The sequence below is a fragment of the Micromonospora sp. NPDC005163 genome (genome assembly GCF_053599835.1).
In genome coordinates, this window is record NZ_JBSFYP010000012.1 from 1 (window position 1) to 13,928 (window position 13,928).

16 protein-coding genes and 1 pseudogene are annotated in these 13,928 nt (G+C 71.0%); 6 read left to right on the forward strand and 11 right to left on the reverse strand.

Going from position 1 to position 13,928, the window contains the following annotated elements:
• Positions 1–89 precede the first annotated feature (89 nt).
• The 4 genes from arsB to ACWD6N_RS11150 form a co-directional block, all read right to left on the reverse strand.
• Positions 90–1,166 carry an ACR3 family arsenite efflux transporter gene (gene arsB, locus ACWD6N_RS11135; RefSeq protein ID WP_449939436.1) on the reverse strand — a complete coding sequence of 359 codons (1,077 nt, stop codon included), beginning with the start codon at positions 1,164–1,166 and terminating at the stop codon, positions 90–92.
• Between the two features lie 175 nt (positions 1,167–1,341).
• Complete coding sequence (locus tag ACWD6N_RS11140; RefSeq protein ID WP_354966892.1) at positions 1,342–1,749, reverse strand: arsenate reductase ArsC; 408 nt, start codon at positions 1,747–1,749, stop codon at positions 1,342–1,344.
• Positions 1,750–1,986: 237 nt separating this feature from the next.
• Entirely contained in the window at positions 1,987–2,688 is a 702-nt protein-coding gene (locus ACWD6N_RS11145; RefSeq protein ID WP_449939439.1) for an arsenate reductase/protein-tyrosine-phosphatase family protein, read from the reverse strand.
• Positions 2,689–2,894: 206 nt separating this feature from the next.
• Positions 2,895–3,224 (reverse strand): ArsR/SmtB family transcription factor, encoded by a 330-nt coding sequence (locus tag ACWD6N_RS11150; protein ID WP_354966890.1) that lies wholly within the window; start codon positions 3,222–3,224, stop codon positions 2,895–2,897.
• Positions 3,225–3,286: 62 nt separating this feature from the next.
• On the opposite strand from ACWD6N_RS11150, the gene ACWD6N_RS11155 reads away from it, so the two are divergent.
• On the forward strand, positions 3,287–4,399 hold the full coding sequence (locus ACWD6N_RS11155; RefSeq protein ID WP_449939442.1) for a flavin-containing monooxygenase: 1,113 nt from the start codon (positions 3,287–3,289) through the stop codon (positions 4,397–4,399).
• Here ACWD6N_RS11155 and ACWD6N_RS11160 read toward each other — a convergent pair.
• Positions 4,371–4,748, reverse strand: a complete 378-nt coding sequence (locus tag ACWD6N_RS11160; protein WP_354966888.1) for an ArsR/SmtB family transcription factor — start codon at positions 4,746–4,748, stop codon at positions 4,371–4,373. The two genes, ACWD6N_RS11155 and ACWD6N_RS11160, sit on opposite strands and share 29 nt — an antisense overlap.
• A 508-nt stretch (positions 4,749–5,256) precedes the next feature.
• Between ACWD6N_RS11160 and ACWD6N_RS11165 the strand changes: the two genes are divergently transcribed.
• From ACWD6N_RS11165 to ACWD6N_RS11185, 5 genes are all read left to right on the forward strand, one after another.
• Entirely contained in the window at positions 5,257–6,507 is a 1,251-nt protein-coding gene (locus tag ACWD6N_RS11165; RefSeq protein WP_449939445.1) for a M28 family metallopeptidase, read from the forward strand.
• 10 nt (positions 6,508–6,517) lie between these two features.
• Entirely contained in the window at positions 6,518–6,847 is a 330-nt protein-coding gene (locus ACWD6N_RS11170; protein ID WP_387326298.1) for an ArsR/SmtB family transcription factor, read from the forward strand.
• Positions 6,847–7,344 carry an N-acetyltransferase family protein gene (locus ACWD6N_RS11175; RefSeq protein ID WP_449939448.1) on the forward strand — a complete coding sequence of 166 codons (498 nt, stop codon included), beginning with the start codon at positions 6,847–6,849 and terminating at the stop codon, positions 7,342–7,344. The genes ACWD6N_RS11170 and ACWD6N_RS11175 overlap by 1 nt, the downstream gene beginning before the upstream one ends.
• A 75-nt stretch (positions 7,345–7,419) precedes the next feature.
• Entirely contained in the window at positions 7,420–8,838 is a 1,419-nt protein-coding gene (locus ACWD6N_RS11180) for an FAD-dependent oxidoreductase (RefSeq protein WP_449939450.1), read from the forward strand.
• The gene (locus ACWD6N_RS11185) at positions 8,838–10,106 is read left to right on the forward strand and encodes an MFS transporter (RefSeq protein ID WP_449939453.1); all 1,269 of its coding nucleotides are present in this window, start codon (positions 8,838–8,840) and stop codon (positions 10,104–10,106) included. The genes ACWD6N_RS11180 and ACWD6N_RS11185 overlap by 1 nt, the downstream gene beginning before the upstream one ends.
• Before the next feature lie 67 nt (positions 10,107–10,173).
• On the opposite strand, the gene ACWD6N_RS11190 is transcribed toward ACWD6N_RS11185, so the two are convergent.
• From ACWD6N_RS11190 to ACWD6N_RS11215, 6 genes and pseudogenes are all read right to left on the reverse strand, one after another.
• A complete protein-coding gene (locus tag ACWD6N_RS11190; RefSeq protein WP_354966882.1) occupies positions 10,174–10,371 on the reverse strand; it encodes a hypothetical protein in 198 nt (65 codons plus the stop codon).
• Between the two features lie 395 nt (positions 10,372–10,766).
• Positions 10,767–11,099: a YnfA family protein gene (locus tag ACWD6N_RS11195; protein WP_354966881.1), complete on the reverse strand. Its 333-nt coding sequence runs from the start codon at positions 11,097–11,099 to the stop codon at positions 10,767–10,769.
• Between the two features lie 291 nt (positions 11,100–11,390).
• A complete protein-coding gene (locus ACWD6N_RS11200) occupies positions 11,391–11,834 on the reverse strand; it encodes a MerR family transcriptional regulator (protein ID WP_449941848.1) in 444 nt (147 codons plus the stop codon).
• A gap of 100 nt (positions 11,835–11,934) precedes the next feature.
• A complete protein-coding gene (locus tag ACWD6N_RS11205; protein WP_450004680.1) occupies positions 11,935–12,171 on the reverse strand; it encodes a hypothetical protein in 237 nt (78 codons plus the stop codon).
• Between the two features lie 104 nt (positions 12,172–12,275).
• Positions 12,276–12,356: pseudogene (locus ACWD6N_RS11210) on the reverse strand (transposase); the annotation flags it as partial.
• A gap of 129 nt (positions 12,357–12,485) precedes the next feature.
• Complete coding sequence (locus ACWD6N_RS11215; RefSeq protein ID WP_450004681.1) at positions 12,486–13,541, reverse strand: CapA family protein; 1,056 nt, start codon at positions 13,539–13,541, stop codon at positions 12,486–12,488.
• Between the last annotated feature and the right edge of the window lie 387 nt (positions 13,542–13,928).

Consider the following 13,928-nt stretch of genomic DNA (forward strand, 5'->3'; position numbering starts at 1 on the left):
GACGTCACTCATGGCCACACTCTCGCAGGCCGGTCTGGCCGGAGCGAAACCACCTTACGAGCGCGCGGCGACCCCTTGGAATTGATCATCTAGGCATTGGTGACTCCGGTGGGGAAGAACCGGCGGCGGGCGGCAAGGCTGACGTAGACGAGAGCGACCAGGACCGGCACCTCGATCAGTGGCCCGACGACTCCGGCGAGGGCCTGGCCGCTGGTGACGCCGAACACGCCGATCGCCACGGCGATAGCGAGTTCAAAGTTGTTGCCGGCCGCGGTGAAGGCGAGCGTGGTGGTGCGTTCGTAGTTCAGGCCGATTACTCGACCGATAGCGAACGAGCCGAACCACATGATCGCGAAATACGCGAGGAGGGGGAGCGCGATGCGGGCGACGTCCCAGGGCTGGGCGGTGATCGCGTCGCCCTGCAGGGCGAAGAGCAACACGATGGTGAACAGCAGCCCGTACAGGGCGACCGGTCCGATCCGGGGCAGGAACTTCGCCTCGTACCAGTCGCGGCCCTTGGCGCGTTCGCCGAATGTGCGGGTGAGGTAGCCCGCGGCCAGCGGGATGCCGAGGAAGACCAGGACGCTGCCGGCGATGTCCCATCCGGAAACCGACAGTCCGGCCTGCTCCAGGCCGAGCCAGCCGGGCAGGACGGTGAGGTAGAACCAGCCGAGCAGGCCGAAGGCGAGGACCTGGAAGACGGAGTTGAGCGCGACCAGGACGGCGGCGGCCTCCCGGTCGCCGCAGGCGAGGTCGTTCCAGATAATGACCATGGCGATGCAGCGGGCGAGGCCGACGATGATCAGGCCGGTGCGGTACGCGGGCTGGTCGGGTAGGAGCAGCCAGGCCAGGGCGAACATGACTGCGGGGCCGATCAGCCAGTTGATGACCAGCGAGGAGATCAGTAGGCGCCGGTCGGAGGTGACGGTGTCGAGGCGGTCGTAGCGGACCTTGGCCAGGACCGGGTACATCATGACCAGCAGACCGAGGGCGATGGGTACGGAGATCCCGCCGATCTTGACGTGGTCGAGGGCATCGTCGAGACCGGGGATCAGCCGGCCGAGGAGCAGCCCGGCGGCCATGGCGGCGCCGATCCATACCGGCAGGAGCCGATCCAGCGTCGAGAGCCGGGGGGTGGTGCGCGCCGGTGTGGCCAATGTCGTCATGTGGTCGGTTCCTCTGTTGGTTCCGGGGTGGGTGCGTCCGGTCCACTGGGCCGTCTGCCCTCGGCGCCGGTGGCGCTTGGTAGGCGAGGGCGGCGAGGCCCTGGCCGAGTGCGTGGACCGCTGCCGGCCGCAGCCGGTGGTAGGTCCAGTGGCCGGGCGGGCGGTGCGGTCAGGGTCAGAGGACGGGGCGCAACTCGGTGAGGAGCTTCTCCACCCGGCTGCGGATCTCGTCGCGGATGGGGCGTACGGACTCGACGCCCTTGCCGGCGGGGTCGTCGAGTTTCCAGTCCTCGTAGCGCTTGCCGGGGAAGACCGGGCAGGTGTCGCCGCAGCCCATGGTCACGATGACGTCCGAGGACTCGGCCGTGGCGTACTCGAGGAGCTTCGGGGTCTGGGCGGTGATGTCGATTCCGACCTCCCGCATGGCCTGCACGGCGGCGGGGTTGACCGTCGCGGCGGGGGCGGAGCCGGCGGAGCGGACCTCGACGGTGTCGCCGGCGAGGTGGCGTAGCCAGCCGGCGGCCATCTGGGAGCGGCCGGCGTTGTGCACACAGACGAACAGAACGCTGGGCTTGGTGGACATCAGGAGCCTTCCTTGCAGCACGGGGCGCCGGGCCGGTTGATTAGTGCCTGGTCGGGAATCGCCGCCAGGGCGCGGGCGGGGTCGCTGTTGCGGTCGAGCCGCTGGTAACGGCTGGCGGAACGCGAGGTATTCACCAGGCTCCGATACGTTTCCGCCTCACCGTGCTGCGACTTGGTTCTTGCGGGGTGCGGTTGGGCGCCGGGTTGCGCTCGTTCATCGCGCACGTACGGGCTGGTGTCAGTCATCGCGGCTGGCCGAACTCGCGGCGGGGGCGACGATGGGGGCGACGCGTTCGACACGGGCGGCGAGGTCGGCGAACGCGGCCTCGAACGCGGCGTCGGTGTCGACACGGACCGGGTCGGGCACCGACCAGTGCAGCCGGGGCGCGGCGGGGCCGGTGAGTTCCTCATGGGCGTTGTCGCAGACCGCGATGACGAGGTCGCCGTCGCGCACGATGTCCGCTACGTGCGCCGTGCCGGTCGGGTTCAGCCGCAGCCCGTGCCGGTGGGCCACGGCGACAGCGCGCGGATGAACCCGCTCGGCGGGCTTCGTTCCGGCGGACGCCGCTGGGGTGTGGGTGCGGTCGGACCAGAGGGCGGCGGCGAGCTGCGAGCGGGCGGAGTTGTGGGTGCAGACGAACACCACCCGACCCGCCTCGGGCAACGGCGCCGGCATCAACATGGCTAGGGCCTCGGGCCGCAGCCGCAGATAGGTGCGACGGCGGTCTCCCTCGGAACGGCCGCGAACAACGAGCCCGGCTTCGGTGAGGACTTTGACGTGGTGGGCGACCAGATTCGTCGGCATCCCCAGCTCCTGGGCGATCTCACCAGGGGAGGCATCGCCCAGGGTGAGCGCGTCGACGACCGCCAGGCGCGCCGGATCCCCGAGCGCGGCATGGACGCGGGCCCGCTCCTGCAGGGAATCTAGCTCAGTAGTCATTGAGTCAATTAATACTGAGCTACTGTGGCGTTGTCAAATGACGACGAGGCAGTGGTCGATGGGGGCACGCTGAGAGCGCCGGGCCGGGTGGAGGTTGGGCCGGGGCAGGCTGACTCCTGGATCTGGCAGGGCCTGCTTCCGTGGGTGGTTCGCGCCGATGGGCGACCAGCTGGGGGAGTGGTGTCGTTGGCGTCTCCGCCTTCGGGTCAGCAGCAGGTCATGAGATAGGACTGCAGCTCGGCCAGCGCCGCGACGGCGCCGTTGCGGTCGGCGCGGTAGTACACGGTCTTCCCCTCGCGCCGTGAGGTCACGATCCGCCCCCGGCGCAGCAGCGTCAGCTGCTGCGACGCCGTCGCTTGGCTGATGCCCGTGCGTTCGGCGACCTCCCCGACCGACAGCTCGGCGCCTTGGGAGAACAGCATCATGATCCGCTGTCGCGTTGGGCTGCCCAGCGCCTTGAGGAACTCCTGCGTGTCCGGCGCCAGCCCGGTTGGTCCGGCGCCGGGCGCCACCGCTGCGGGCTCTGGCTGATCCATGGCCCCACCTTCTCGCATCATCATCATATTGTCATTCAACAAAACGACGATATGATGTTGGAGTGACCACCTCTTCAGAACCCGTCGTCATCGTCGGTGGCGGCCAGTCCGGTCTCGTCGCCGCTCGCGCAGCCCTCTCCGCTGGCCTGCGTCCCGTCGTCCTGGAGGCAGGCGCCGCGCCGGTGGGGTCCTGGCCCGACTACTACGACAGCCTCACCCTGTTCTCCCCGGCCCGATACAGCTCGCTGCCCGGCATGGCGTTCGACGGCGCAGACCCCGACCGCTACCCGGCCCGCGACGAGGTCGTCGCCTATCTGCGCCGCTATTCCGGGAGCATCGACGCCGAGATCCGCACCGGCACCCGGGTCACCGCTGTGCACCCACGCCCAGGCGGTGGCTACCTCGTCCAGACCGACAGCGGCGACGAGATCGCCGCGGCGGGCGTCGTCGCCGCGAGCGGCTCCTTCAGCAACCCGTACCTGCCGGTGCTGCCCGGCCGAGACACCTACGTCGGCGAGGTGCGACATGTCGCGCACTACCGAGGACCCGAGCCCTACGCCGGAAAGCGGGTCCTCGTCGTGGGCGCCGGGAACTCTGCCATCCAGGTCGCCTACGAGCTCGCGCCACATGCGAAGGTCACCCTCACCACCCGGGCGCCGATCCAGTTCATGCCCCAGCGCATCCGCGGCCGGGACCTGCACCACTGGATCCACGTCACCGGCGCGGACCTCCTGCCCCGGGCGGTGCTCACCCGACTCGTCCGCCACGCCGCAGTGCTCGACACCGGCGTCTACCGCGCCGCCATCGCCTCGGGCCTGCTCGCCCGCCGGGAGATGTTCACCGCCTTCACCGCCGACGGCGTCATCTGGCCTGACGGTACTGACGAGGCGGTCGACACGGTGATCTTCGCGACCGGCTACCGTCCGAACCTCGGATACCTCGCTGCACTCGGGACCCTGGAGCGCGACGGTCTGCCCCGGCATGCGGGCGGTGTCTCCACCACCCACCCCGGGCTGGTCTACCTCGGTTTGGAGTTCCAGCGGTCGTTCTCGTCCAACACTCTGCGCGGCGTTGGCCGCGACGCCATCCACGTCGTCACCGCCCTCACCCGCGCCCTGCACGGAGGGCTGCGGCGCCGGACGCGCCTTACGCAGCGGGGGTCGGTTCGACCGTGAGCAGCGCGGCGAGCTGGCGCAGGATGGCCGGGCGGGCCCGGTAGTAGACCCACGTCCCGCGTCGCTCGGCGTCGACAAGGCCGGCCTCGCGCAGCGTCTTGAGGTGATGCGAGATGGTCGGCCCGGTGAGGTCGAAGGCGGGAGTGAGGTCGCAGACGCACGCCTCCCCGCCCTCCGCCGAGGCGATCATCGACATCAGCTGCAGCCGCACCGGGTCGCCCAGGGCCTTGAAGGCCGGAGCAAGCACTGCTGCGGTTTCGGCCGGCACCCGCCGCTGAGCCAGTGGTGGGCAGCATGGCGTGTCAGCGGTCAGATCCACGAGAGCGAGGGGCGCGCCTTGCTTTGACATGCCTCTAGGTTGACATCCTTCTAATCAACGTGCAACTCTCTGCTTAGACGGACGTCAAGACAGACGTCGCGGGAAGGGACTGTCATGTTCTCCAGAGGTCGGCGCTCAGCGGTGGATCGAGCGGGAGCGCGGTTTTGTGACTCCTGCGCCACGGCGACCACCGCTGCGCAGCGCGCGCAGCGTAGCTACGACCACCTCCGCACCAGCTACTACACCCTGACCGGCTCACGGTAACCAGGAAGGGAAGGGACGTCATGATGAGCGAGAACACCCAGAGGGCAGCCGGCGGTTTCACCGGCGACCCGGCCGCCGCCTTGGCCGTGACCGGGTCGGGTTCCTGTTGCGGAAGCCCCGCGCAGGGGGTTGGCTCGATCCTCCCGCCCGCTGGCGAGACAGCGGCGACCGGCGGCCCGTGTTGCGGCACCCAACGGGCCGCCGAGGCGGCCGACTCATGCTGCGGCACCACGGCGAAGGCTGACGCCGTGCGCACTGGACAGGGGTGCTGCGGATGACCACGGCAGCCGGCCCGCCCGCGGCCATGGCGGCGCGGCTCGCGGCCGTGTCCGCCAGGCGGATGACCACGAGCGTCGCCGCCCTGGCCGGAGACGACTTCGCCGGACGGCGGGTCGGCACACCGGGCGGGGCCGCGGCCCGCGCCTGGCTCGCCGACCACCTCACCGCGCTCGGCGCGAGGGTCGACACCGACGATTTCCCGGTCCGAGCCGTGCCGGACATCTACGCGGCACCGACCGTCACATGGGGTGTCGGCGCCGGGTCGGCGGATCTGACCTTCGGTCGTGAGGTGTCGATCCACCCGGCTTCCGCCGACACCATCGAGGTCAGGCGCGGCCTGCTGGGCGTGGCTGGTAGCGATGACCCCACCGGCCGCTGGCTGGTGGTGCCAGCGGGGATGAGCCTGTTCGACGCCTACCGGGACACCCGAGGGGCCGCCGGTCTGCTCCTGAGCCGCGCCGTCGACGCCGACGGATGGCAGTACACAACCCTCGCGGGCCCGGACCCGGGACCCCTGCCGGTCCTGACGCTGGACCCGCGCACGCACCCTGTCGTCCTGGACGCCGCCGGTGAGGGCTGGATGAGCGCAAACACCCCGCTGCGCCGCGCCGACGCCACCGGTGTCAACATCTACGCCACCTTCGGCCCACCCTCGCCCCGCACGGTGGAGCTGCTGTTGACCGCTCACTATGACGGGGTGGGGGACCACCCCGGCCTGCGCCAGCCCGGCGCGTCCGACAACGCCAGCGGCGTCGCCGTGGTCCTGGAGGCCGCCCGGGTCCTGTCCGCCGTACTCCCCGACGACCTCGGACTGTCCGTCGCGCTGCTCGACGCCGAGGAAATCGGGGCGTTGGGATCCGCCCACCACAGTTTCCAACTGCGTGCCGGCGGCGGCAATCCGCTGGTCATCAACGTCGACGGCGCCGGCCGCCTCGACCAGGCCGCCGCGGTCGAGGCCGGCGGGCCCGCCCACCGACTGCTCGCCCTGCTCGACCAAGCCGGTCGACACACCGGCCTTGCCCTCACTGCCGGGCCGGTGGCGTCGGACAACCGCCGCTACGGCGCCGCCGGGCTCGCGGCCGTGGGCATCGGTGCGGGAATGGCCGGTTACCACAGCCCGACCGACACCCCGGATCGCGTCGACCCGCACACCCTGACGGCCATCGCCCGCCTGGTTGTCGCGACCGTGTCCCTCGCCGCGCCCGCACCCGCTACACTTTCATCGTCAATCGGCGATAAACGATGAAGGGGGTGGTGTGGTGGCCGAGCTGCTCGACCGAGCCACCGCGCAGACGTACGCGTCGTGGTTCCGGGCACTGGCCGACCCGACCCGGGTGCAGATCGTGGAGTACCTCGCCCGGCACGCCCGGCCGATGAGCGTGGGGGAGATCGTGGCCGCCGTCGGCCTGGCGCAGTCCACCGTCTCGCAGCACCTGAAGATCCTCACCGAGGTGCGGTTCGTCCTCGTCGAGCCGGCCGGCACCGCCCGCCACTACCGGATCAACGACGCCTGCGTCGACTGCTTCCCCTCCGCCGCGGACGTGGTCATGGGCCGACCCGCCCCCCACCCGAACGGAGCCTGCTGATGGCCGACATCTCGGTGCGCCCCCTGCGGGACGCCGACGCCGACCGGGTTTTGGCCATCTACCAGTCCGGACTCGACGCCGGCAACGCCAGCTTCGAGACGACCGCACCCACCTGGGCGGCCTTCAACGCGGCGAAGCTGCCCGAGCATCGCTTCGTGGCGACCGACGGAAACGACACGGTGATCGGTTGGATCGCTGTCGCACCCTTCTCGGGCCGCGCGGTCTACGCCGGTGTGGTCGAGCACTCCGTCTACGTCGACCCCGCCGCGCAGGGCCGCGGCGTCGCCCGACTGCTGCTGGACACTCTGATCGCCTCCACCGAAGCCGCCGGCATCTGGACCATCCAGTCCGGAGTCTTCCCCGAAAACGCCGCGAGCCTCACCCTGCACGAGCGGGCCGGCTTCCGGGTCATCGGTGTGCGCGAGCGGGTCGGTCGCCACCACGGCCGCTGGCGCGACGTCGTTCTGCTCGAGCGGCGCAGCCCCGCCGTCACCTGACCAACCCTCGCCCCTGCAAGCGGGGCCCGTCTACCTACTTGATTCGACAGTTATCAACACAGAGGAGTTTGACTGATGAGCGCCCTGAACGAGCTGCCCGTCGTGGTCATCGGCGCCGGCCCGGTAGGCCTGGCCGCCGCCGCGCACCTACACGAGCGGCGCATCGCCTTCACCGTCCTCGAAGCCGGGGACACCCCGGGTGCCGCCGTGCGGCAGTGGGGCCACGTGCGGGTCTTCTCCCCGTGGCGCTACAACATCGACCCGGCCGCCCGCCGGATCCTCGACGAGGCCGGCTGGCTCGCCCCCGACCCGGAAGCCCTGCCCACCGGAGCGGAGCTCGTCGGCGACTACCTCCAACCCCTCGCGGAGCTGCCACAGCTCAAGCCGCACCTGCGCTACGGCGCCCGGGTCGAGGCCATCAGCCGCCTGGGCCTGGACCGGCTGCGCACCGCCGGCCGTGAGTCCACGCCGTATCTGATCCGCCTCGCCGACGGCGAGGAACTACTCGCCCGCGCCGTCATCGACGCCTCCGGCACCTGGGGCACGCCGAACGTCCTCGGCGCGTCCGGCCTCCCCGCCCGCGGCGAGACCACTGGCGCTTCGTTCCTGGAGCACGCGCTGCCCGATGTTCTCGGCGCGGCCCGGGACCGCTTCGCCGGTCGGCACACCCTCGTGGTCGGGGCCGGCCACTCCGCCGCGAACACGCTGCTGTCCCTGGCCGAGCTGGCCGAATCCACGCCGGACACCGAGGTGACCTGGGCGATCCGGACGACCTCGCCGACGCGGACCTACGGCGGCGGGGACGCCGACGCGCTGCCCGCCCGCGGTGCCCTGGGCTCGCGGCTGCGCGCGCACGTCGACGCCGGCCGGATCCGGCTGCTCACCGGCTTCTCCGTGCACGCGCTCACCCCGACGAACGGGCGGGTCAGTGTGGTGGTGCGGCACGCCGACGGCGGCGAGGAGTCGGTCACCGTGGACTGGATCGTCGCGGCCACCGGCTTCCGATCGGACCACTCGATCGCCGCCGAGCTGCGCCTGGACCTCGACCCGGTGCTGGGCGCCACCCGCGCCCTCGCGCCGCTGATCGACCCGAACGAGCACTCCTGCGGCACGGTGCCACCGCACGGCGTGAACGAGCTTGCCCACCCGGAGACCGGCTACTACGCCGTCGGCATGAAGTCCTACGGCCGCGCGCCGACGTTCCTGATGGCCACCGGCTACGAGCAGGTCCGCTCCGTCGTCGCGGCCCTCGCCGGCGACTGGACCGCCGCCCGCGACGTCCAGCTCGACCTGCCCGAAACCGGGGTGTGCAACAGCAACCCCGCCGACTCCGCCACCGGCGACAGCTGCTGTGGGCCGGCGCCCGCCGCCGAGCCGGCAGCGCGCGGGCTGGCCACCGGCATTTCCGGGGGTCTGCTGTCCGCACCGTTGAACCTGGTCACCCTCGACGCCGCGCCCGCTGGCGGTCAGGCCGGCGGCTGCTGCGGCAGCTGATGCCCACCACCACGAGGGTGCCCGCCGACCCCACAGTCGGCGGGCACCACGGCCACGGCTGGCGAATCGTCGCCGCCCTCGCCATCACCTCCACCGTCGGCTACGGCACCCTCTACTACGCCTACCCGGTCCTGCTCCGTCCCATGGCCGCCACCCTCGGCGCCTCCACCATCGCCGTGACCGGCGCGCTCACCGTTTCCGTCCTCGCGGGCGCCGTCATGGCCATCCCGGTCGGCCGGTGGCTTGATCACCGCGGCGGGCGCGAGCTGATGACCATCGGGTCGATCGCCGCGACCGCCCTGCTCGTCGCCTGGTCCCAGGTGCAGACCATCGGCCAGCTTTACGCCGTCATGATCGGCATCGGAGTCACCGGCGCGATGGTTCTCTACGAGCCAGCCTTCGCCGTCATCATCGCCTGGTTCACCCCGGACCGACGCGCCACGGCCCTGCTGGCCGTCACCATCGTGGCCGGCTTCGCCAGCACCATCTTCATGCCGCTGACCGGCCTCCTGGCCGCACACCTCGGCTGGCGCGACGCGCTCCTCGTCCTCGCCGTCATCCACGGCCTGGTCACCGTGCCCCTGCACGCATTCACCATCCGCCGACCCCGGTCGACAGCGACGACGGCACCTGGCGACCCCGCACCGTCGGCCGACGCCCAGCGGCGCGCGATCGTCAAGGCGGCGATGCGCGACGCCCGGCTCTGGGTCCTGGCCGCAACCTTCATCGCCCAGGGCGCGGCCACCAGCACCATGACCGTCCACCTCGTCGGCTACCTGATCAGCCGCGGCCAACCCGCCACTTTCGCCGCCACCGCCACCGGTCTGCTCGGCGTCCTGTCGGTCACCGGCCGACTCGTCCTGACCGCCGCCCGCCGACACCTACACGTCACCACGATCGTGGCCGCCGTCTTCGCCACCCAGGCCGCCGCCGTCCTCACGATGCCCCTCCTCGCCGACACCCGCGCCGGCGCTGTCATCACCGTCGTCGGCTTCGGACTCGGCTTCGGCATCACCAGCCTCGCCACCCCAGCCCTACTCGCCGACCGCTACGGCACCACCGCCTACGCCACCATCGCCGGACGCCTCGCCGCCCCCGTCACCATCGCCAAAGCAACCGCACCCCTGGCAGCCGCCGTCCTCCTGCATACCGCTGGCGGATACACACTGCTGCTCACCGCCGTCGCCACCTGCTGCGCACTCGCCGCCATCGGCATGACCACCCGAGCGAGAACCCCTGCGCCACAACCCTTCACCGCCCAGACCTGAGGCGATCAACCCATACGCGCCCGGGCCGAACCGCTACACGGCCACACGGGCGTCGGGTCTAACAGCGTCACTCACACTTGTCCTCGGAGCCTCGCCCGTGCGGCTCGCAGCAATCGGGGCGGTGTCGGTACACCCGCAGATCACGTCCGCGACGGAGAGCTACCTCGGACGTGATCTCGTACAGGCACGCCTGCCACAGGACGTTCTCCCCGCCGCCGCGGACCACTTGGCCGTCACCCGGCCCGCCGCGCAGCAACACGTCCACCCAAGCGACGGTACGTCGTTCCTAGGCGCCTGGTGATACGACCGGTCCGGCTGCCCTGCGGCGTGCGGATGCAGCGGCGGGTCGCCGCGCCGGGCCCCACGGTTGACGGTCGAGCGTTGGTACGTCGGCAGGAGTCAGGTCGAGGCGAGGGCTTGCAGGTGAGCTGTATTCGCTACCTGCTGTATTCGTCCCGACCGACGGGATGCCCGACCATGGTCCCACTCCTGCTGGCTGACTAGAACGGGACGCCGCGTCTGGCCCGGGCCGTCCGGGCTATCGGCTGACGCGAACGTTGCTGGAGCTGCCGAAGCTCTGTTCGCCAGGTCGGCAATTCCGGCGCGGCCTGAAGCTGGTCCGTCGGCTGGCAAGCAGTTGGCAGCGGGTTCGTGGCGGTGTCAGCCGCGCGGCGCGTACATGATCACGGCGACGCCGATCAGGCAGATCACCGCGCCGGTGATGTCCCACCGGTCTGGGCGGAACTTGTCCACGACGACGCCCCAGGCCAGGGAGCCGGCGACGAAGATTCCGCCGTAGGCGGCCAGGATCCGGCCGAAGTTCGGGTCCGGCTGCAACGACGCCGCGAAACCGTACGCACCGAGAGCCACGATCCCGGCAGCGATCCACAGCAACCCGCGATGCTCCCGCCAGCCCTGCCAGATCAGCCAGGCCCCGCCAATCTCGGCCAGCGCAGCCAGGACGAACAAGACGAGGGAACGCGCGAGGGTCACGACGAGGAACCTACCGAGGTCTCCTCCGGCGACCGATGTGTAGACGGTTCGGCGCAGGCACAGCTCCCACCAGCACATCCGATGCGGTGCCGGCCCCGCCGGGCCGCCCACCACCAGGCGACGCCCGCCGCGACTGCCAAACCGACCGCGACGCCGGGCATCGCCCGGGTGGCGGCGGCCCAGCCGGCACCGCCGAGGAGCCCGGCCGCCAGCAGCAGCGGCAGCACGCAGCATGCCGCGCATGCGACGCTGGCCAGCCCGGTCAACCCGGACGGCAACAAACGACGTGGATCAACCCTCGACAAGACCAGCTCCCTTGGCTAGTTCCACGAACGGAAGCGGACAGCATGGGCTGTCCGCGCACGCGACCAGGTCGTCGCAGCCAGCGGCGACCGCCTCGCGCAGCGTGTCCCGGATCACCGACAGGTCGGCGATCTTCTGCTCCACCTCGACCAGCTTCGCCTGAGCGCGGGCCCGCAACCCGGCCTCGGGCCGTCGACCATGCCGGTGAACACCCGCGTCCAGCAGGTCGGCGACCTCATCCAGGGTGAATCCCAGCCGCTGCGCGGTCTTGATCACCCGCAGGACCGTGACCGTCTCCGGCGGGTAGAGCCGATGCCCACCCAACGTCCGATCCGGCTCGGCCACCAGACCTCGCCGCTCGTAGTAGCGCAGCGTCTGCTGGTTCACCCCCGCCGCCTCCGCTACCTGACCCGACCGCAACCCCGGCTTCACGCGCCGTCCTGGAGCCCGGCGCGTGTGGCGAGAGCGTCGAGTACGTCGACGTGACCCGCCGGCACCGCGACGTCCAAGGCGAGCTGCCCGCCGGTCGCGGTCAAGGTGAAGGTGAAGAACGAGCAGCACCCGGTTTCCCTTGTAACCAGGTCCCGGCTACCGTCGGCTCGGGCCGCAGCTCCAGCCGCACCCGCAACCGGTCAACCCGCTCCACTCCGACCACCGCTGAGGCGAACAGCTCATCGAACTCGGCCAGCCGCAACGGCCGCTCCACCGTCGGCAGCGTGCACGCCTGCGGCACCCACGGATCCTCACCCAGCGCCTTCATCTCGGTCATGACCCGACGGTAGACCTGTACCTAGGTACAAGATGCAAGCTGCTCGCGCGAGCTTCGGTTTCGGGCGGCCCGGCAAGGTCGACTGGCAGCGAGGAAATCCGAGCAAAGCTGCCACCGCGGTCCCGGGGCACGTCGATCTCGACCGGGCCGACAAACGTGAGCACCGTCTTGGACCGCGCACCGTTGTGGGGTGCGATCAGGTCCGCGTCGACACCGTCCGCCGGCTATCCCAGCCCGTTCTTCGCCACTGCGGGAGTATCCACGACAGCCATCGATCCTTAGACATCAGGTTTGCCCGGCCGTGCTTGGCCCGACTATGGGGTGGGGCTCGCGGCGAGTCCGGTGCAGGCGTGCAGGCCCGCGTACTCCCGGCGGATCCGGGCCGCGTCCTCCCCGCTGGCGAGTTGTGGTCGACCGGTGCCTCGGGAGATCGTCGCGGGTACCAGTTCCGTCTTCGAGATCGCCGAACCGTCGAGGGTCACCCGCAGCACCCCCGTGTCGTTGCTGTACGCGTCGTCACGCCACCACAGGAAGTTGCCGAGTCCGTACTGGACGAAGGTCTTGCCGAGCCACCCGTCGCCGAGCAGTAGGTGGGCGTGGGTGCCGACCACGATCGTGGCACCCGCCTCGGCCATCTCAGCAGCGAACGCGCGAGCCTCGGCGGGCGGACACGCGTCGCCCTCCGTCCCCCAATGGACGTAGACGACGACCACGCTGGCCTGGCGCCGGGCGGCGCGCACCGCCGCGACGGCGCGCGGCAGGTCCCGGGTCATCGCGATGCCGGCCCCGCTGTCGGTGGCTTTCCACTCCGACCACAGCTCGGAGACCTGGCTGAAGCCGAGGACAGCGATTCTGGTACCGCGTATCTCGCTGATCCACGGCGCGTACGCCGCCGCCGCGTCGGCGCCCGCCCCGACGGTCGGCATCCCAACGGCCCTGGCTGCGTCCACGGTGTCGGCCAGCCCCGTGCGCCCGTAGTCCAACGCGTGGTTGTTGGCGATCGACACGACGTCGATGCCGGCGGCCTTCACCGCGTCATACGCGGTTGCTGGCGCCTGGAAATGGAACTCCTTCGGCTCGGGAGCGCCGCGCGTGGTGACCGCAGTTTCCAGGTTGACCATCGTCAGGTCTGCGGCCGACAGGGTCGACGAGATCGAACCGAACGCGGTCGCCGGGTCGCCCAACAGGTTGGCCGTACGGCCGGCGAAGTGCACGTCGCCCGCGAAGGCCAAGGTGATCTCGGCGGGGTGCGACGGGGAGGCCGAAAGGGCGGCGCGGGTCGGCGCACCGGCCGGCGGGGTCCGGACGGCATCGCACGCCGCAACAGTCAAGGTCGCCGCCAGCGCGACGAAGGAACGTGCCCATTTCACTCAGCGCAGCGTACAGAAACCCGCTCGATCCTAGGCCGACTTGGCCAACATTGCCGTCGGCCTGACCTGCCTGGAAAGCGAGTCGGCGGCGCGCAACGCGTCCCACTGTTCCCCGACGGGCCAGTCGGCCACGCCGAGTCGCTCGGCCAGTGTGGGGACGTCGCCGTGCTAACGGTCGAGCCGGGTCGCCGTCACCGTACGGCCGGCGGCGCCTCGACGGCCAGCCGGATCTGCCGGGCGAGCGCGAGGCCGCCGTCGCGGTTGGACTGGTCGAGGGGGACGGAGGCCCAGACCAGAGCGGCGACACTGCCGTCCGCCGGCGGCGTGGACCGGGGGAGCGACGACGGCGGATACGCTACCGGGTCCCTGGAGGGAGGTCCGCCGGTA